19 protein-coding genes are annotated in these 15,823 nt (G+C 62.8%); 7 read left to right on the forward strand and 12 right to left on the reverse strand.

Annotated elements, in window-relative coordinates; all coding sequences use genetic code 11:
* The first annotated feature begins 340 nt into the window (after positions 1-340).
* The 4 genes from LY284_RS27780 (at position 341) to LY284_RS27795 (ending at position 3,254) form a co-directional block, all read left to right on the forward strand.
* Positions 341-1,522 (forward strand): acetyl-CoA C-acetyltransferase, encoded by a 1,182-nt coding sequence (locus tag LY284_RS27780; RefSeq protein WP_014252899.1) that lies wholly within the window; start codon positions 341-343, stop codon positions 1,520-1,522.
* Positions 1,523-1,656: 134 nt separating this feature from the next.
* Positions 1,657-2,400, forward strand: coding sequence for an acetoacetyl-CoA reductase (phbB, locus tag LY284_RS27785; RefSeq protein WP_014252898.1), 744 nt, complete (start codon positions 1,657-1,659; stop codon positions 2,398-2,400).
* 131 nt (positions 2,401-2,531) lie between these two features.
* A complete protein-coding gene (locus tag LY284_RS27790) occupies positions 2,532-2,750 on the forward strand; it encodes a hypothetical protein (RefSeq protein WP_014252897.1) in 219 nt (72 codons plus the stop codon).
* A 168-nt stretch (positions 2,751-2,918) separates the two neighbouring features.
* Positions 2,919-3,254, forward strand: coding sequence for a hypothetical protein (locus tag LY284_RS27795; RefSeq protein WP_050878630.1), 336 nt, complete (start codon positions 2,919-2,921; stop codon positions 3,252-3,254).
* Here LY284_RS27795 and LY284_RS27800 read toward each other — a convergent pair.
* From LY284_RS27800 to LY284_RS27820, 5 genes are all read right to left on the reverse strand, one after another.
* The gene (locus LY284_RS27800) at positions 3,220-3,849 is read right to left on the reverse strand and encodes an isochorismatase family protein (RefSeq protein ID WP_233389392.1); all 630 of its coding nucleotides are present in this window, start codon (positions 3,847-3,849) and stop codon (positions 3,220-3,222) included. The two genes, LY284_RS27795 and LY284_RS27800, sit on opposite strands and share 35 nt — an antisense overlap.
* Positions 3,846-4,886 (reverse strand): 2,5-dihydroxypyridine 5,6-dioxygenase, encoded by a 1,041-nt coding sequence (locus LY284_RS27805; protein ID WP_233389394.1) that lies wholly within the window; start codon positions 4,884-4,886, stop codon positions 3,846-3,848. Before LY284_RS27805 ends, LY284_RS27800 begins: the two co-directional genes overlap by 4 nt.
* A gap of 18 nt (positions 4,887-4,904) precedes the next feature.
* Positions 4,905-5,723, reverse strand: a complete 819-nt coding sequence (locus LY284_RS27810; protein ID WP_233391033.1) for an alpha/beta fold hydrolase — start codon at positions 5,721-5,723, stop codon at positions 4,905-4,907.
* A 634-nt stretch (positions 5,724-6,357) separates the two neighbouring features.
* Positions 6,358-7,113, reverse strand: coding sequence for an Asp/Glu racemase (locus LY284_RS27815; RefSeq protein ID WP_304503015.1), 756 nt, complete (start codon positions 7,111-7,113; stop codon positions 6,358-6,360).
* Position 7,114: 1 nt separating this feature from the next.
* A complete protein-coding gene (locus LY284_RS27820; protein ID WP_233389396.1) occupies positions 7,115-8,341 on the reverse strand; it encodes an FAD-dependent monooxygenase in 1,227 nt (408 codons plus the stop codon).
* A gap of 148 nt (positions 8,342-8,489) precedes the next feature.
* Here LY284_RS27820 and LY284_RS27825 point away from each other — a divergent pair, with 148 nt between their 5' ends.
* Positions 8,490-9,107 carry an intradiol ring-cleavage dioxygenase gene (locus tag LY284_RS27825; protein ID WP_233389398.1) on the forward strand — a complete coding sequence of 206 codons (618 nt, stop codon included), beginning with the start codon at positions 8,490-8,492 and terminating at the stop codon, positions 9,105-9,107.
* A gap of 18 nt (positions 9,108-9,125) precedes the next feature.
* On the opposite strand, the gene LY284_RS27830 is transcribed toward LY284_RS27825, so the two are convergent.
* Positions 9,126-9,344: a hypothetical protein gene (locus LY284_RS27830; RefSeq protein WP_233389400.1), complete on the reverse strand. Its 219-nt coding sequence runs from the start codon at positions 9,342-9,344 to the stop codon at positions 9,126-9,128.
* Positions 9,345-9,421: 77 nt separating this feature from the next.
* Between LY284_RS27830 and LY284_RS27835 the strand changes: the two genes are divergently transcribed.
* On the forward strand, positions 9,422-9,964 hold the full coding sequence (locus LY284_RS27835) for an SRPBCC family protein (protein ID WP_233389402.1): 543 nt from the start codon (positions 9,422-9,424) through the stop codon (positions 9,962-9,964).
* Here the strand turns inward: LY284_RS27835 and LY284_RS27840 are convergent.
* The 6 genes from LY284_RS27840 to LY284_RS27865 all read right to left on the reverse strand — a co-directional run bounded on the left by LY284_RS27840 (position 9,961) and on the right by LY284_RS27865 (position 13,493).
* Positions 9,961-10,206 carry a hypothetical protein gene (locus tag LY284_RS27840; protein ID WP_014252887.1) on the reverse strand — a complete coding sequence of 82 codons (246 nt, stop codon included), beginning with the start codon at positions 10,204-10,206 and terminating at the stop codon, positions 9,961-9,963. The genes LY284_RS27835 and LY284_RS27840 overlap by 4 nt on opposite strands.
* A gap of 126 nt (positions 10,207-10,332) precedes the next feature.
* Positions 10,333-10,521, reverse strand: coding sequence for a hypothetical protein (locus tag LY284_RS27845; protein WP_041733510.1), 189 nt, complete (start codon positions 10,519-10,521; stop codon positions 10,333-10,335).
* Positions 10,522-10,664: 143 nt separating this feature from the next.
* Positions 10,665-11,390 (reverse strand): GGDEF domain-containing protein, encoded by a 726-nt coding sequence (locus LY284_RS27850; protein WP_045461873.1) that lies wholly within the window; start codon positions 11,388-11,390, stop codon positions 10,665-10,667.
* A 1-nt stretch (position 11,391) separates the two neighbouring features.
* Positions 11,392-11,787, reverse strand: a complete 396-nt coding sequence (locus LY284_RS27855; protein WP_053571728.1) for a DUF1987 domain-containing protein — start codon at positions 11,785-11,787, stop codon at positions 11,392-11,394.
* Between the two features lie 17 nt (positions 11,788-11,804).
* On the reverse strand, positions 11,805-12,368 hold the full coding sequence (locus LY284_RS27860) for a SiaB family protein kinase (RefSeq protein ID WP_014252884.1): 564 nt from the start codon (positions 12,366-12,368) through the stop codon (positions 11,805-11,807).
* A gap of 9 nt (positions 12,369-12,377) precedes the next feature.
* Positions 12,378-13,493, reverse strand: coding sequence for a SpoIIE family protein phosphatase (locus tag LY284_RS27865; protein WP_233391037.1), 1,116 nt, complete (start codon positions 13,491-13,493; stop codon positions 12,378-12,380).
* A gap of 464 nt (positions 13,494-13,957) precedes the next feature.
* Here LY284_RS27865 and LY284_RS27870 point away from each other — a divergent pair, with 464 nt between their 5' ends.
* Positions 13,958-15,808 (forward strand): sulfatase-like hydrolase/transferase, encoded by a 1,851-nt coding sequence (locus tag LY284_RS27870; protein WP_233389404.1) that lies wholly within the window; start codon positions 13,958-13,960, stop codon positions 15,806-15,808.
* Positions 15,809-15,823 lie beyond the last annotated feature (15 nt).

The following is a 15,823-nucleotide window of genomic DNA, read 5'->3' on the forward strand; positions in this document are numbered from 1 at the left end:
GAGAAGGCCGGTGCTTAACCTGAGAGCTTCTATTAAAGGCCCATTTAAATGGACCACGCAATTGGCAACATATTCGCCGCATCCCGTTCGGGATATTTTCTGCGGAGCGAACCTTGTCTCACGGACGAGGTCATCTCATAGCCGGCGCGACGCTTTTCGTGGTCGCGCGCTTATGCATCGACGGTCGGACATCGCTCCGAATTCGACGATGCGCACCAATCCGCCCGGGTTCTCATCGAACTCACCGAGTCCATTCGCAATGGATGCCTTTTCCATGCCGCGCGAGTCTCATCGGGACGGAAACCCAGCTCACGCTTTCGCTGTTTGACGAGGATAGAAAATGACTGACGTAGTGATCGTATCGGCCGCGCGTACGGCGGTAGGCAAATTCGGCGGTTCGCTCGCGAAGATCGCGGCGCCGGACCTGGGTGCGACGATTATCAAGGCCGCGCTGGAGCGCGCGGGCGTGAAGCCGGATCAGGTGAGCGAAGTGATCATGGGCCAGGTGCTGGCGGCGGGTTCGGGCCAGAACCCGGCGCGCCAGTCGCTGATCAAGGCCGGCTTGCCCGATATGGTGCCCGGCATGACGATCAACAAGGTCTGCGGCTCGGGCCTGAAGGCGGTGATGCTCGCCGCGAACGCGATCATCGCGGGCGATGCGGATATCGTCGTCGCGGGCGGTCAGGAAAACATGAGCGCCGCGCCGCACGTGCTGCCGGGTTCGCGTGACGGTTTCCGCATGGGCGACGCCAAACTCATCGACACGATGATCGTCGACGGCCTGTGGGACGTCTATAACAACTATCACATGGGCACGACGGCGGAAAACGTCGCCAAGGAATTCGGCATCACGCGCGAGCAGCAGGACGCGTTCGCGGCGCTGTCGCAGAACAAGGCCGAGGCCGCGCAAAAGGCGGGCCGCTTCAACGACGAAATCGTGCCGGTCGCGATTCCGCAGCGCAAGGGCGACCCGATCCAGTTCGCCACGGACGAATTCGTGCGTCACGGCGTGACGGCCGAAGCGCTCGCGGGCCTGAAGCCGGCGTTCTCGAAGGAAGGCACGGTGACGGCGGCGAACGCATCGGGCATCAACGACGGCGCGGCGGCGGTCGTGGTGATGTCGGCGAAGAAGGCCGAGGCGCTCGGTCTGACGCCGCTCGCGCGCATCAAGGCGTACGCGAACGCGGGCGTGTCGCCGAAGATCATGGGCATGGGCCCGGTGCCGGCTTCGAAGCGCTGTCTGGAGCGCGCGGGCTGGAGCGTGAACGATCTCGATCTGATGGAAATCAACGAGGCGTTCGCGGCGCAGGCGCTGGCGGTGCACAAGCAGATGGGCTGGGATCAGGAAAAGATCAACGTGAACGGCGGCGCGATCGCGATCGGCCATCCGATCGGCGCATCGGGCTGCCGGATTCTCGTCACGCTGCTGCACGAAATGCAGAAGCGCGACGCGAAGAAGGGCCTGGCGTCGCTGTGCATCGGCGGCGGCATGGGTGTCGCGCTGGCACTCGAGCGTCCGTAACGAAAGCAGTACGCCGGCGCGGCGCAAATACGGCTCGACGCGACATCAAAACATAACGAGCGTCGAGGCAACATGGCAGCGCCGGTGGCATTCCGAGCTTCATTAACCTGAGAGAAACAACGAGGAGTATCAGCATGACTAAGCGAATCGCAGTGGTGACGGGCGGCATGGGCGGACTGGGCGAAGCGATCAGCATGAAGCTGCACGACGCCGGTTACGCGGTCGTCGTGACGCATTCGCCGGGCAACGCGAAAGCCGGCGAATGGCTCGCGGAACTGGACCGCAAGGGCTACAACTTCCGCGCGTATGCCGTGGACGTCGCCGATTACGATTCCGCACAGCACTGCGTGGCGAAAATTCGCGCCGAAGTCGGCCCGATCGATATCCTCGTGAACAACGCCGGCATCACGCAGGACACGACCTTCAAGAAGATGACCAAGGTGAACTGGGACGCCGTGCTGCGCACGAATCTCGACTCGGTCTTCAACATGACCAAGCCCGTGTGCGAAGAAATGGTGTCGCGCGGCTGGGGCCGCATCATCAACATTTCGTCGGTGAACGGCTCGAAAGGCCAGATCGGCCAGACGAACTACGCGGCGGCGAAGGCCGGCATGCACGGTTTCACGAAGTCGCTCGCGCTCGAAGTGGCGAAGAAGGGCGTGACGGTGAACACGATCTCGCCGGGATACCTCGCGACCAAGATGGTGACAGCGATTCCGCAAGAGATTCTCGACACGAAGATCATTCCGCAGATTCCGGCCGGCCGTCTCGGCAAGCCCGAGGAAGTCGCGGCGCTCGTCGCGTTCCTGTGCTCCGAAGATGCGGGCTTCGTCACCGGCTCGAACATCGCGATCAATGGCGGCCAGCACATGTGCTGACGCTGGCGTAACGTGGCGCGGGCGCGGGTGAACCGTCGCCCGCGTCCGCCGAGCCTGACGCGCGGGACATCGCGCTCCCGCGTATCGATCCAATCCTCATTCGACATATCGCTTTCCAGACGGACCGTGCCATGAACAACCTCGGCGCAGGCACACATTTCTATAGCATCCGCCACCTCGACTCGGCGATCGAACACTTCGAACAAGTGCTGAGCCTCGAAGGCGCGAATTCGCTCTTCTCCAAGACCTACTGGCGCGGACGCGTCGTGCAGGCACTCTCCACGCCCGGCCTCGCACCGGCGCAGCATTCGCGCTTGCAGCGCCTCTTGGACCGCATTGCTCAGGCCTGAGCGGGAACACCGGAACACCCACGCGGTCGATCGTGACATGGCGCGCAGCACAGGCTCGCCGCCGCTCGAAACGGACCCGAAACATAGCGCCTTTCCTCTGATCCGTGAAGGATTTTGCTGGCGCTTGTACTATTCGGCCGTATCTCGAAATATTCACGGTTCACACGCATGTTCGAATTCCTACGATCATTCTTTTCCCTGCGGCGCGCGCCCGTTGCGTTCGCGTTCGCATCGTCCGTGCTGCTTGCCGCGTGCGGCACGACCAATGGCGTCACGGCCGGCGCGCAGCCCGACACCTACACCGTCACCGGCAAGGCGACCGGCACGCGCATGTCGTGGGTGACGGCGCGCAATGCGGCGATGGACGCCGCCAACGACTATTGCAAGCAGCGCTCGCAACGCGTCGCGGTCAGGTCCGAAGCGACGCGCGGCGTGCGCTCGCTCGAAGAACAGACGTCGACGGTGTCCTTCAGTTGCGTGTCGGAGAACGACGCGCGCGGCTGAGCAATTCATCCGAGGGCATCACCGCGGCGTACTTCTGCGCCATATCGAAGAGGCTCGCGTCGTGCGGTCCGAGCGCGCGATCGCCGACGCAATCGGACGCCACCACGGGCCGGAAGCCGTACTGCATCGCATCGACGACACTCGCGCGCACGCATCCGCTCGTCACTGCGCCCGCGACGACGAGCGTCTGCACGCCGCGCATCGCGAGCCAGGCTGCGAGCGGTGTGCCGAAGAACGCCGACGGCACGTTCTTGCGCACGACGAGCTCGCCCTGTTCCGGCGCGAGCTGCGGCACGATTGCGCTGTTGTGCGCGTGTTCCTTCAGCGTGAGCATGCCCGGAACTTTCAGCGAGAAGATGTTCGCGTCGGCGTCGTCGTCGGCATAGACGATGCGGCTGTGCGCGACCGGCCACCTCGACGCGCGCGCGGCGCGCAGCAGCGGCGCCGTGCATTCGATCGCCTGCGCGATATTGCCGCCACCGAACACGTCCGGATCGGCGAAACCGTTCACGAAATCGACGATGAGAAGTCCGATCCGGCCTTCGATATCGAGCGCGTTGCCAAAGCCCTGGCGCGTGTAGATTGCTTCGTTCATGGTGTGGCCTCGATGGTTTTGCCTTCGCGCACGACGTCCACGCCGTCGAGCGAAACGGTGCAGCGGCGCAAGGGAATGTCGATGTGGCATGCCGTCGTGCGCGTGCCGCCGCCTTCGTTGTTCGGTCCGAGCGAGAACAGGAAGTTGCCGTCGAAGGCGCGCGCGTCCATGCCGAGCGTGGCTTCGCGATCGTAGAGACCGAGCGTCGACCAGTGCGCGCGCTTTTGCAGACCCCAGCCGATATGCGAGATCGCGAACGCTTCGGGGTCGTCGAAGGACAGCATGTATTCGCGCAGGAGATCGGCATCGACGCCGCCTTCGATTTCGCGCGCATAGCCGCCTTCGACGCGCAGCACGATCGGCTCCGCGCAATAGCTTTTCTGCGGCAAAAGGATGTCGCCGCGATCGATCACGATGCGGCCGTTCGCACCGCCTTCGTTCGGGAACGTGAGCGCGAAGCCGCTTGGCCAGTGATCCCAGCGGCCGGGTTCATCGACGAAACCGTATTCGGAAATCGCTGGAAACTCGCCGAGCGGGCAACGCAGATCCGTGCCGGCGCGCGACGTCACGCGCATCTCGCGCGCGCCCTGAATGCGTTGCGTGGCGGCGAGCACGCGCGCTTTGTCGTCGAGCGTGGGTGTCATGCGCACGAGCACTTCGGGCGGCTCGACGGCGAGCAGGATCCTGGTGCCCGAGGCCAGGATCTCGTGCTGCTCGGGCGAGAAGAGCAGGGTCATCAGATCGAGCACGAGATCGCTCGCCTTCAACGCGGCGATGGCCGCGCGGTTGCCGGTGAGCGGCGTTTCGCCGAGATAGGCGAGGGCGTCGCGGGAGAGTGCGCGTTCGCCGTTGACGGGCGGCAGGTCGAGCCGGTTGACGATCGCGCCCATCGACTGCGTCGCGATCAGCGCGCACGCGAGCGTCTGCGGATGCGTGGCCGCGCCCGTGAGTACGGTGACGGTCTGGCCGGGTTCGAGGCGCGACAGCGTGAGCACCGTTTTCCAGGCTTCGACCAGTTGATAGTCGCTGATAGGCATGATGGTTCGCGTCCGTAATCAGTTGAGCGGTGCGCCGAAGAACGAACCGAGCGCGCGATAGAAACCTGCTTCGTCGTCCCACGGAATCATGTGGCCTGCGCCGGGCACTTTGACGACGTCGAGTTGGGGCATCAGATCGCGTATTTCGGCGATATCTTCATCGCGGATCACGTCGCCGCGGCCTGCTGCCATCAGCAGCGCGGGTTGCCGGACGTGCGGCATGTCGGCGTGAATGTCGTCGGTATGGAAGCCTTCGAAGCTCGTGCGGATCGCGCGTTCGTCGCAGGTGTGCAGCCATTGCGCGCGCAGTTGCAATTGCGCGTCGGTCCAGGTCGGGCAGAAGCGGCGCATGCCTTCCTTGTCGATGCCTTTGCGCGCGAGCGCGATCGAATCGATGTACCACGCGAGTTGCGCGGGATAGGCGCGGCGGTTCGGACCCGACATGGGCGGGTCGATGAGCGCGATTCGCGCGATGGATTGCGTTTGGCGCGCGGCGCGGATGGCGATGCGGGCGCCCATGGAGTGGCCTAGGATGCTGGCTTTCTTTATGCCAATGGCTTCGATGAACGCGATGATATCGGCGGCTTGTGCGTCGAGGCTGTAGTCGAGGGTGTCCGATGCTTCGGATAGGCCGCGGCCGCGGACATCGAGTATGTAGGTGTCGAATTGCTGGCCCAGGGTTTGGGCTACAAAGCCCCAGGTTATGGCTGGGCTTGTTATGCCCGGGATCAGCACGATGGGATCATAGGTGCGGCTAGTTTCGCCATAGCGGAGGTAGTGGTGGCGGATGCCGTTGGCGTTGATGTTTGCTGCGTAGGGTTGGTGGGGTGATTGCATCGGCTTTCCTTGTTTGTGTGGAATCCTGATTTGTCGTCGGTTTATTAGCACTGCCCCTCCCCGGGGCGGGGGTAACTTTCTTTGCTGCTGCAAAGAAAGTCACCAAAGAAAGCAGCTTTGTCACCGCCCGCGGTCACACGCAGTTTGGCCATTTTTCTCCTCCGGGAACGGCCCTCGCCTAAAGAGTGCCCTCACAAGACCAACCGGGCTTGGATCGCGCACGGTCCGTCACATCGCGCCGCTTAATGTACGGGTACAGCCATTTCAAGTTCCAGCCCGCTTCGCGGCCGATGGGTTAATCGGGTATGCGGGTGCATTCGTGTTCGCTGGTTTCCCTTGCATACCCCACGGCAGCGCGTAGCGCTGTGCCGAAGCAATTTCGTGCTGAACCAGCGCGCTCAAAGTTATGGCTTGTCAGACCGTGTGCGATCCAAGCCCGATTGGTCCTTCGAGGGCACTCTTTAGGCGAGGGCCGTTCCCCGACGAGAAGAATGGCCAAACTGCGTGTGACCGCGGGCGGTGAGAAGGCTGCTTTCTTTGGTGACTTTCTTTGCAGCAGCAAAGAAAGTTACCCCCGCCCCGGGGAGGGGCAGTGCTAATAGACCGACGCGAAATCAAGCTCCACAAAAAAAACCTAAAAAACCCCCGACAACAACGCCCCCGCCCCCGGCACAACACACCTAAGATCCAACTCCCGCAACATCGCAAACGTAGTAGCAACAGCGGCAGTCAAAACCGGCTTCCCGGTCAAAGCCTCGACCATCGCCACAACGGGCAAGGAGGGCATCTGCACGCAGGCAGAAAGCACGATCACATCCGCCTCCCGATACCGAAGCGACTGCACGATCGCAGGCAACAACCGCGGATCATGCCGCGCAACATCGAGATTATCGGGAATCTCCAACGCACGAAAATCGATAACCTCAAACCCTTCGCTAGAAATGTAATCAACGACAAGCTCAGTCAGCGGCTTCATATAAGGCGCCACCACCACGACGCGCTTCGCGTTCATCACCTTCAACGCATCGATCAAAGCGCCCGCACTGGTCACGACCGGCGCAGCGCCGCCATTCGCCGCGGTATGCCGCGTCAATCGTTCCTGCGACACGCGGTGATAACCGCGCCCCATCGCCATGATCGCAACGAGGCACGCGTAACCGAGCACATCCACGCGCGCATCGGAAAGCTCCAGCGCGCATCGGTCGGACTCGGCATCCATCGCCGCAAGCTCCTCCTTCACGACCTTCTTCATGCGCATGCGGCTCGAATGAAACGTGAAACGCTCCGGCTCGACGGATTGCCGCGCCATCAACATCGCGGGAATCTCGGTTTCCATCGTCGTGTTCGAACTCGGGACGATCTGCCCGATGCGATAAATCCTGCCCGTCATATCAAACCTCCAGGGAAACGTTGGACACCGCCGCGCGCGGCGCGAAATCGGTCGCGTTGTACGCATAGACCCAGTTCGCCTGAATGCCCGACGCCTGCGGATTCAGATACGACTTGAACTTGTAGATGAGATCGCGCTTTCTCTGCGCGAACGCGCTCGGCAAGTGATACGTCTTGCCACGCTCGCGCGATTCGAGCTGCACGCGGCTCGTGCGCGGCAAGCGCTCGGCTTCGTAATCGCGCAACGCACTCGCGATATCCCCGCCATGCGCACCCAGCGAACGCGCGAGCACGTAGCCATCCTCGATCGCCATCGCCGCGCCTTGCGAGAGAAACGGCAACATCGGATGCGCGGCATCGCCGAGCAGCGTGACGTTGCCGCGGGACCAGGTGCGCATAGGATCGCGGTCGAACAAGCCCCACTTGAAGACCGAATCCGCGCGCTCGAACAGTCGCTGCAGATTCGGATGCCAGCCCTCGAACGTCGCGAGCAGTTCGTCGCGGCTGCTTTTCGCATTCCACGATTCCTCGACCCAGCTTTGCGTCTCCGCCACCGCGACGATGTTCACCGCCGCACCGCCACGCACGTAATACGTGACGACATGCGCATGCGGCCCGAGCCAGAACGACGAATCCGGACTGACGAACGCCGGCATCTCGTCGAAGGGCACGACCGCGCGAAAGCACATGTTGCCGGTGAAGCGCGGCGCCTCCTCGCCGAACAGCTTCGTGCGCACGATGGAGCGCACGCCGTCCGCACCGACGATCAGATCCGCCTCGAACTCGCTGCCGTCGTCGAACACGGCGACGGCCGAACCCGCTTCCTGCCGCACGTCGATGCAGCTCGTCGAAAGACGCGCCGCGCCGGCGGGGACGAGCGTCGTCAGAATGCGATGCAGGTCCGCGCGATGCACGTGATAAAACGGCGCGCCATACAGCGCCTGGCATTCCGATGCGAGCGGAATGCGGAAGTTCTCGCGCGCCGTCTCCCAGTTGCGCCCGACGATCGCCTGCGGCACGAACGCGGCTTCGCGCAATGCGTCGCCGACGCCCAGGGCGTTCAGCACCTTCACCGCATTGGGCGTCATCTGAATGCCCGCGCCGACATCGCCGAACACGCTCGCGCGCTCGAAAAGACGCACCTCGATGCCTTGCCGCGCAAGCGCGCCCGTCAATGCCACGCCGCCGATTCCGCCGCCGATCACGCCGACGCGAAGTGTTCTGCTCATGATCTCGTCCCTTCCGAAAGTAGATCCGTGTGGATTCGGAAGAGATATTATATGGCCGTATAAATAAATGCAACGGCGGATCGCGGCGTGGGCGTTCCGGCTTACCATATCGAGACGCAGTTCGGACGAGCGGAAGCAAGGAGCGGCCATGATGCGGATACGAAGTGCAAGCCCGGGACGGCGCGATTTTCTCCGCAAGTCCTGCGCGGTGCCGTCGACGTTGCTGCTGCTGGCCTTCGGGCGCGCGAATGGCGCAGAGGCCAACGCCATGCCGCCGACACCCGCGTGCATCGACGGACATGAACCGACGCGGCGTCAGACGGCCGGCCCGTTCTTTCTGCCGAACTCGCCGCAGCGCGTATCGCTGCTGGAGCCGGGCATCGGCGGAACGAAGATTGTTCTGAGCGGACGCGTGTGGTCGTCAGGATGCAAGGCGGTGGCGGGCGCCTTGCTCGATTTCTGGCACGCCGACGACGCCGGTGATTACGACGTCGACGGGTTCCGGCTGCGCGGGCATCAATTCGCGGACAGCGAGGGACGCTACCGGCTGGAAACCATCGTGCCGGGGCCGTATCCGGGCCGCACGCGCCACTTTCATGTCACGGTGCAGCCGCCCAACGGGGCGGTCCTGACCACGCAACTGTATTTTCCCGGCGAGCAGCGCAATGCGCGCGATGGGCTATTCGATCGCCGCTTGCTGATGACGATCGATGACGGCGGCGATCTGAAGGCCGCGCGCTTCGATTTCGTGCTCGCGCGGGTTTAGCGCGGCGGCGCTGCGGCTTCAGTGCCGGTTGGCGTCGCACCATTTGAGCGCCCATTGCCGGGCGGCTTCGACGGCATCGGCGTCGCTGCGATAGTCGCCGATGTCGCCGGACCATTTCACTTCGCTGGGCGTGTCGTCCTTCGAAGATTGCCGGAAGATTTTCGCGCGGGCGTAGTAGTGTCCGCCTTCCTCGAGACAGGATGCGTCGATGCGAAACTGCTGGTACTCGAATTCCATGATCGTCTCCAGTTTCATCCGCGAATCGTAGTCTGCGTAGAATCGAATGGTCCTGCCCTTTGCGGAGCCCGACGATCATGACGACACGCGCCCGGTGGCTCTTCGTGGTCCTGGCGGCGGGGATTGTCGTCGTGGCCGTGCTCTTCGTTCCATTGCCGCGCGGCACGTTGCCGGATACGCGAATCGTGAGCGTCGTCGTGATCCAGCGCGCGCCCGCGGCCGTGTTCGAGTTCGTCACGACGCCGGCGCACTGGCCGCAATGGCATCCTTCGTCGTTGTCGGTTCAAGGAGAGACCGGTCATTCGCTCGGTGTGGGCGAGCAGGTCGTCGAAGAGTTCCGCGTGGCGGGCAGACGCGGGCGCGTCGTATGGACGGTTAGCGTCAGAACCTATCCCGCGAGATGGTCGATCGACGGCGTGATCGACGGGCGCGCCGCCGGAACCGTCACATACACGCTCGCGCCGGAAGCGAACGGAACCCGCTTCGTCCGCGAATTCACCTATCGCGCGTCTTCGCTGTGGTTCGCGCTCTTGAACCAGATTGCGCTGAAGGGCGCGATCCAGTCCGAATCGGACGAGGCGGTGACGCGGCTGAAGCGTCTGCTCGAGACCGGACCCTAATGCTCCTGCGCATACGGATCGGATCGTTGAAACGGCGCAGCGGGCAGGGGGCGATCGTCGACGAAGGCCATCCCTGAGCGGATCGCGAACTGCACGGCCGCGGCCCGGCTCGCGAAGATGCCAAGGTTGCCCAGCGAGTTGACCTCGCCCTCTTTCCGCCGAACGATCACGCGCGCGACAAACGCGTTCCCGATCCGCACCGCGGACGGATGCACAGCGGCTCCATGATGATAGAAAAGCATGACGGTATCGGATGCATCTCGGACACTTACGACTTTAGTCCGGCGCAGGCGAGTCGCAAGGCCTTTTACGATTTGCACGTAACTGCTTCGTCGCGCGTGCCGGGAGGCTCGCCCAAGGCTCTCGCGTCAGGAGTTGCGGGAAGAACGCGCACGCGCGTTCGCTCTCGCCAGCTCGCGTGCGCGCAGCTGTTCGGGCGAGCGCTTCGCGCCCAGAATCTTCGCCGGGCGCGGCAGGAAGATATCCAGCACCGCCACCAAAGCGAGCGATACGACAGCGACAAATACCAGCGTGCCGATGAATTCGAGGAAAGACATGTGCGTGGTCCGGTCGGAGAGGCGTTGCGTGGAACAATCTGCCGGACTTGAGTATGCGCAGGGCGGGCCAGAATCAATGCCGCAAGAAGCCGCCGAAACAGCCGTCTGTTCGACGCTTGAGCGCCGCGGCGGATCGACAAACGCTATCGGTCGGCGAATTCCACGCGGTTGCGTCCGCCTCGCTTGGCGCGATACAGCGCCGCATCGGCCAGGCCATACGCCGCGTCGAAGCCGGTTCCGGCTACGTTGTTGCTGACGCCGAAGCTGGCCGTGATGCTTCGATCGACCGGCGGCACGACCAGCGATTCGGCGATGGCTTCCCGCATGCGTTCGGCAAGCAGCGCGGCGCTCGCCGGATCATGGTCCGGCAGCATCACCGTGAACTCCTCGCCGCCCACGCGCCCGATGAAACCCCGTTCGCCGACGATGCGCCGCAGGCAATCGACGACGCCAAGAATGACCGCATCGCCCGTCGGATGGCCGAAGTCGTCGTTGATGCGTTTGAACTCGTCGATGTCGAGGACAATCATCGCCGCGTTCGTGCTGCGCAGCGTCTTGCTGGCCCGCTCGATGACCGCGCTGCGGTTCAGCACGCCCGTCAGCGCATCGTGCGACGCCCGGTGCGCCAGTTGATGCGCAAGCGCCTGCATCTCGCGTTCGGCGCGGTCGCTGCGGCCGATCAGCCGCCGTGTTTCACGCATCAGCCGCTCGAAATGATCGATGAGCTCCCCCAGCGACTGACGATAGTGCGCGGCGTTCGCGTCGGCGCTCGCGTGCATGGCGCGCGCCTTGCGCAGCGCCGCGCTCTCGTTCTCGAACAGATCCGGCGCGGCGTCCGGCCCTACGTCTCGGGAGAATGTCGAAGGCACTTTACCGTCCCTGATGAGCGACAGGACGATCCGTGAACTCGATGGCGTCGAAATCGGCTTTCAGTTCCTCGCCGAATTCCGCGATGGTCTCGTCTTCCTCGTCGTGATACCAGTTCAAGAGCACGCGGCTGCCCGACTGTGCCGCCTCGTCGAGCGCGTCGAAGATGCTGAAGAGCATCTTGGTGCTGGAGCTGTTGAAGTACGTCAGAGCGACGTCGATGGTGATGACCGCGCCCGCGCTGCCTTCGAGATACTTGCGCAACTGCTCGATAACGGGCGCATAAAACGCCGCCGCATTCTCGGGGTACGACTCGCCCTTGATCAGCAGCGCATGTTCGTCGAAGCGAAAATCGACCTCAGGCGATGTCGTCGTGGCGGCAATGTGAAGGTTATCCATGATTCGTGCCTTCCTGCTTAGATGATGGCCATGAGGCAAAACAGCGTGGTGGCGGGTTCGTCCGCACGCGGATGAAAAGCGAATTCGAGCGGCGCGCTCGCATCGCGCGCCATCGTCAGAAAGCCGAGGCCCGCGCCCTTGCTGTCTTCCGGCGCGTCGGCGCGCAACGAGTGCTTGTACGCCTGCCTGATTTCTTCGAGCGACATGTTGCGCAGCGGTTCGAGCTTGTTGCGCAGGCTCTCGACTTCGGAAGTCGCCATGGGATTGACGCACAGCATGACGTGACGCTCACCGTCCTTCGAGATGCACACGGCGCCCTCGCGTATGGCGCCGGACCCTTCGCCGCCGGGCTGCAACGCATTCGACGAGTAATGAACGATGTTCTGCGACAGTTCGACGAACGACGAAAAGAGCTTGCGACGCGTGGGGCCGCTCACGCCGGCGACTTCGAGTTGCAGTTTCACGACCTCGCCCATCGCCGCGACGATGTTGTTCGAGAAATAGCCCTTGTGATAGAAGAGCACGTTGCGTCGCTGCGCCAGATCGAAAAAGGCGCTGTCTTGATCGAGTAGTTGAGGCATGTGAGGTGACTAGATACGGGCACAAAAGAACGTGACGTCATCGCGGCGCGGCTGCACGCTTTGCCATTCGGCGAGCGTCAGCCGAAGACGCTCGCAGATCGTCGAGGCGGCTTCCGCGCGATGCTCGCGAATCACGTCGAGCGCGCGGCGGCGGCCGAAGGAAATGCTGCGCGGGCCGCCGATCTGATCGGTCAGCCCGTCGGTGCAAATGAAGATCAGGCTGCCCGGCGGCAGCGCCACCGTGTGCAGGTTCCACGCGTAGTCCGCGCGGCTGTCGATATAACCCACGCCCATGCGATCGGCCGCGATGGTGTCGAACTGCTCCGCGCCGGGCAAAAGGACATGCAGCGCGATTCTCGCGCCGGCGAAATGCAACGCATTCTCCGCCGCATCGAACCAGAAGAACGCGGTGTCCAGACCGTCGTTGGACTGAGGGCCGCCCGCCGCATTGTTCACTTGGCCCAACAGGCCCTTGACGTTGCGATTGACGGCCGCAAGCAGCGCGGCCGGATCGCGTGGACCCATCTGTTCGAGCGCCTTCGAGAGCGAAGCCGAAGCAAGCAAGGTCATGAACGCGCCGGGCACGCCGTGACCCGTGCAATCGGCGAGCGCGCCGAACCAGCCATGCGCGAAGGCGGCGAAATGATAGAAGTCGCCGCCGACCACGTCGCGCGGCTCCCAGACCATCGCGGCGCCCTGCAACCGCGCCGAGAGGGTTTCGTCGGAAGCGCGCAGCATCGCGCGCTGGATCACGCTGGCGTACTCGATGCTCTGCATGATCTGACGGTTCTTCTCCGCCTGCATCTCGGCCACTGCGCCCACGAGTTCGAGGCCGCTGCCTACGCCGGAGAAGCGTCCGTCGCGCGTCACGATGAAACCATCGACGAGCGCTTTCTCGCCCGCCTCCACGGTTCTGAATGCGAGCGATTCGATGCTCACGTCCGCATCCACGATCAGCGGCTCCTTGTCCATGAATGCGATGCAGCTTTTCTTGTCGTAGAGCTCGCGATGAAACGGCTTGCTCATTTCCGACATGAAGATATCGCGATTGATGAGGCCGATGGGTCGAAGACCTTCGATGACCGCGAGGCTGCCCATGTCGCGACGCGCCGAGAAGAGTTCCATCACCAACGAGTTGGAATCTTCCGCATCGACGAACGGCACCTCCTGGCACAGGTCTGCCGCGGTACGTAGATCTCTTTGACCGGGGGAACGGCGGAAACGCGAAAAAGCTGGCTGCATGGCGACGCGGGTCGAGGTATGAAGAAACAGAGGAAGCTAAGGTTTCTGTATGTACCTTTTGTGACAACGCGCACTTCACTTCGCTATCCGATGCGAAAACGACGAACACATAGGATCGCAAACGTTTGCCCGTTTTCAAGCGACGTCGGCGGCTATTCGAACGACATGCCGTGAAATGAATTGAGCCTCGACTCGTTCCTGGTTTCGCCTATCCTTAGTTTGGCTTTCGCGACAGGCCTTCCAATAAAAAAACGACCGGTCGATGGTTTTGACCGGCTCAACCGCCAGTGTCGAAAAGCCGCAACTTAAAAAAGAGCCCCCACTCAATTTACTTAGGATAGCAAATCATGGACAGACGAGCGTTCATCAAGAAGACATCGGCGGTCGGCGCGGCGCTGGCGGCGACACATGTCACGGCGCAAGGCGCCGAGAGCGGCAAACCCAATATCCTCTTCATCCTTCTCGACGAAATGCGGTTTCCCCGGGTCTTTCCGGACGGCATCACCGATGTGCGCGGCTTTCTCAAGACGTATATGCCGAACACGTTCGACCTCTGGCGCAAGGGCGTCAAGTTTTCAGGGCATTACACGGCAGCGTCCGCATGCAGCCCGGCGCGCGCGACGCTCGTCACGGGTCTTTATACGCATCAGAACTGGCTGCTCACGACGATTCTCGATTCGCCCGATACACGCGTCTCGATACAGCCTGTGCTCGATCGTGCTTTTCCGACTTACGGCAAGATCCTTCAGTCGCAGGGTTATGTCACGCCGTACATCGGCAAATGGCATTTGTCGATCGTGCATAAAGGCCAGCGCCCGCTGTCGCTCTATGGCTTCGAGGGCATGACGTATCCCGACCCGACCGGCAGCAACCTGCAAGGCACGATCGGCGATCCGGGCGACGGGTATCTCAGCGACACGAATATCGCGGCGCAGGCGGTCCATTACCTTCAGCAACGCAAGCCGGGCGATACGCCCTGGTGCCTCACGGTGGGCTTCATCAATCCGCACGACAAGGAGTTCTTTCCCGCGGGCACGGAGTTCAAGCGCTTTACCGCGCTGTTCGGCTCGAATCGATACAACCCGAACGGCTATAGCCAGTGGATCGATTACACCGCAGGGCCACCTGCATATAACTGGGAATTCAATCCGTTGCGCAATCCGCCGCCGCTGGGCTATCCGTCGACTGCGCCGAACTGGGAATCGGGTTCGACACTGGCCGCGAACAAGCCGCCGATGCAAACCTTCAACCGCACGATTCAGGAAGCCGTGTGGGGCGGCGTGCAGGACACGCGCGACGCGGGCTTCGAAATCTCGGCCTATCCGGCTACGCCGGGCTATCCGCCGCCGGCCGAGACGAAAGGCATCGCCAAGGCGCCGTTTCACTACTGGAAGCGCGGTCTCGATTCCTATACGCAGATCATGTCGATCGTGGACGAGAAAATCGGCGAGGTCGTCGGTGCTTTGCCGCCTGCCGTCGCGAAGAAGACCATCGTCGTGCTCACGTCGGATCATGGCGACTACGCGGGCGCTCACGGGCTGATTTCGGGCAAGACTGGAACGTGTTACGAGGAGGCCTTCAACGTACCCCTGATCGTGGTCGATCCGACAGGGCAGTACAACGGCGATATCGACACCGTTCGCAGCGGGCTGACTTCATCGGTCGATCTCTTGCCGATGTTCGCCACCATCGGCAATGGCGGCGATCGAAGCTGGCTGACCGGAGACTATGCGCAGCTCTACGGCAGTCGTCACGACCTGATGCCGATGTTGAAGAGCGCCGCCGCGCCGGGCCGCCCATATGTGGTGTTCGCGTCGGATGAAACCGTGCCGGAGTCGCTGAACTTCAATCAGTCGGCCTCGCACATCATCGGCGTGAGAACCGATCAAGGCAAGCTCGGCACGTATTCGCACTGGGCGCCGCAGACCACGACGATCACCGGCAAGAGCGATCTCGAATACTACGATTACGCGACCGAGCGCGGCCAGCTCGAACTCGATAACCGCGAACACGCTCCGGCGGCGCGCGCGCTGTACCGGCAACTCATGCAGGACATTCTGCCGAACGAATTGCAGGCGCCCTTGCCCGGCAATCTGGTGGCCGTGCAGAACCTCGCGCAGTCGCGGTATCTCGAGTACGTGGAATTGATCAACAGCGGCGGCAATTTCGAACTGCCGTTCAGGATCGGGGATATCTGAGCGTCCGTCCGGGCC

This window comes from Caballeronia sp. PC1 (genome assembly GCF_021353155.1).
GTDB lineage: Bacteria > Pseudomonadota > Gammaproteobacteria > Burkholderiales > Burkholderiaceae > Caballeronia > Caballeronia cordobensis.

What these genes read in the sequence shown, in the direction of transcription:
- LY284_RS27845 (WP_041733510.1), bottom strand. Translation starts at nt 10,521, where the DNA reads ATGTCTTTCCTCGAATTCATCGGCACGCTGGTATTTGTCGCTGTCGTA.
- phbB (WP_014252898.1), top strand. Translation starts at nt 1,657, where the DNA reads ATGACTAAGCGAATCGCAGTGGTGACGGGCGGCATGGGCGGACTGGGC.
- LY284_RS27835 (WP_233389402.1), top strand. Translation starts at nt 9,422, where the DNA reads ATGACGACACGCGCCCGGTGGCTCTTCGTGGTCCTGGCGGCGGGGATT.
- LY284_RS27860 (WP_014252884.1), bottom strand. Translation starts at nt 12,368, where the DNA reads ATGCCTCAACTACTCGATCAAGACAGCGCCTTTTTCGATCTGGCGCAG.
- LY284_RS27840 (WP_014252887.1), bottom strand. Translation starts at nt 10,206, where the DNA reads ATGCTTTTCTATCATCATGGAGCCGCTGTGCATCCGTCCGCGGTGCGG.
- LY284_RS27805 (WP_233389394.1), bottom strand. Translation starts at nt 4,886, where the DNA reads ATGCCTATCAGCGACTATCAACTGGTCGAAGCCTGGAAAACGGTGCTC.
- LY284_RS27830 (WP_233389400.1), bottom strand. Translation starts at nt 9,344, where the DNA reads ATGGAATTCGAGTACCAGCAGTTTCGCATCGACGCATCCTGTCTCGAG.
- LY284_RS27810 (WP_233391033.1), bottom strand. Translation starts at nt 5,723, where the DNA reads ATGCAATCACCCCACCAACCCTACGCAGCAAACATCAACGCCAACGGC.
- LY284_RS27800 (WP_233389392.1), bottom strand. Translation starts at nt 3,849, where the DNA reads ATGAACGAAGCAATCTACACGCGCCAGGGCTTTGGCAACGCGCTCGAT.
- LY284_RS27795 (WP_050878630.1), top strand. Translation starts at nt 2,919, where the DNA reads ATGTTCGAATTCCTACGATCATTCTTTTCCCTGCGGCGCGCGCCCGTT.
- LY284_RS27780 (WP_014252899.1), top strand. Translation starts at nt 341, where the DNA reads ATGACTGACGTAGTGATCGTATCGGCCGCGCGTACGGCGGTAGGCAAA.
- LY284_RS27825 (WP_233389398.1), top strand. Translation starts at nt 8,490, where the DNA reads ATGATGCGGATACGAAGTGCAAGCCCGGGACGGCGCGATTTTCTCCGC.
- LY284_RS27870 (WP_233389404.1), top strand. Translation starts at nt 13,958, where the DNA reads ATGGACAGACGAGCGTTCATCAAGAAGACATCGGCGGTCGGCGCGGCG.
- LY284_RS27865 (WP_233391037.1), bottom strand. Translation starts at nt 13,493, where the DNA reads ATGGAACTCTTCTCGGCGCGTCGCGACATGGGCAGCCTCGCGGTCATC.
- LY284_RS27820 (WP_233389396.1), bottom strand. Translation starts at nt 8,341, where the DNA reads ATGAGCAGAACACTTCGCGTCGGCGTGATCGGCGGCGGAATCGGCGGC.
- LY284_RS27790 (WP_014252897.1), top strand. Translation starts at nt 2,532, where the DNA reads ATGAACAACCTCGGCGCAGGCACACATTTCTATAGCATCCGCCACCTC.
- LY284_RS27815 (WP_304503015.1), bottom strand. Translation starts at nt 7,113, where the DNA reads ATGACGGGCAGGATTTATCGCATCGGGCAGATCGTCCCGAGTTCGAAC.
- LY284_RS27855 (WP_053571728.1), bottom strand. Translation starts at nt 11,787, where the DNA reads ATGGATAACCTTCACATTGCCGCCACGACGACATCGCCTGAGGTCGAT.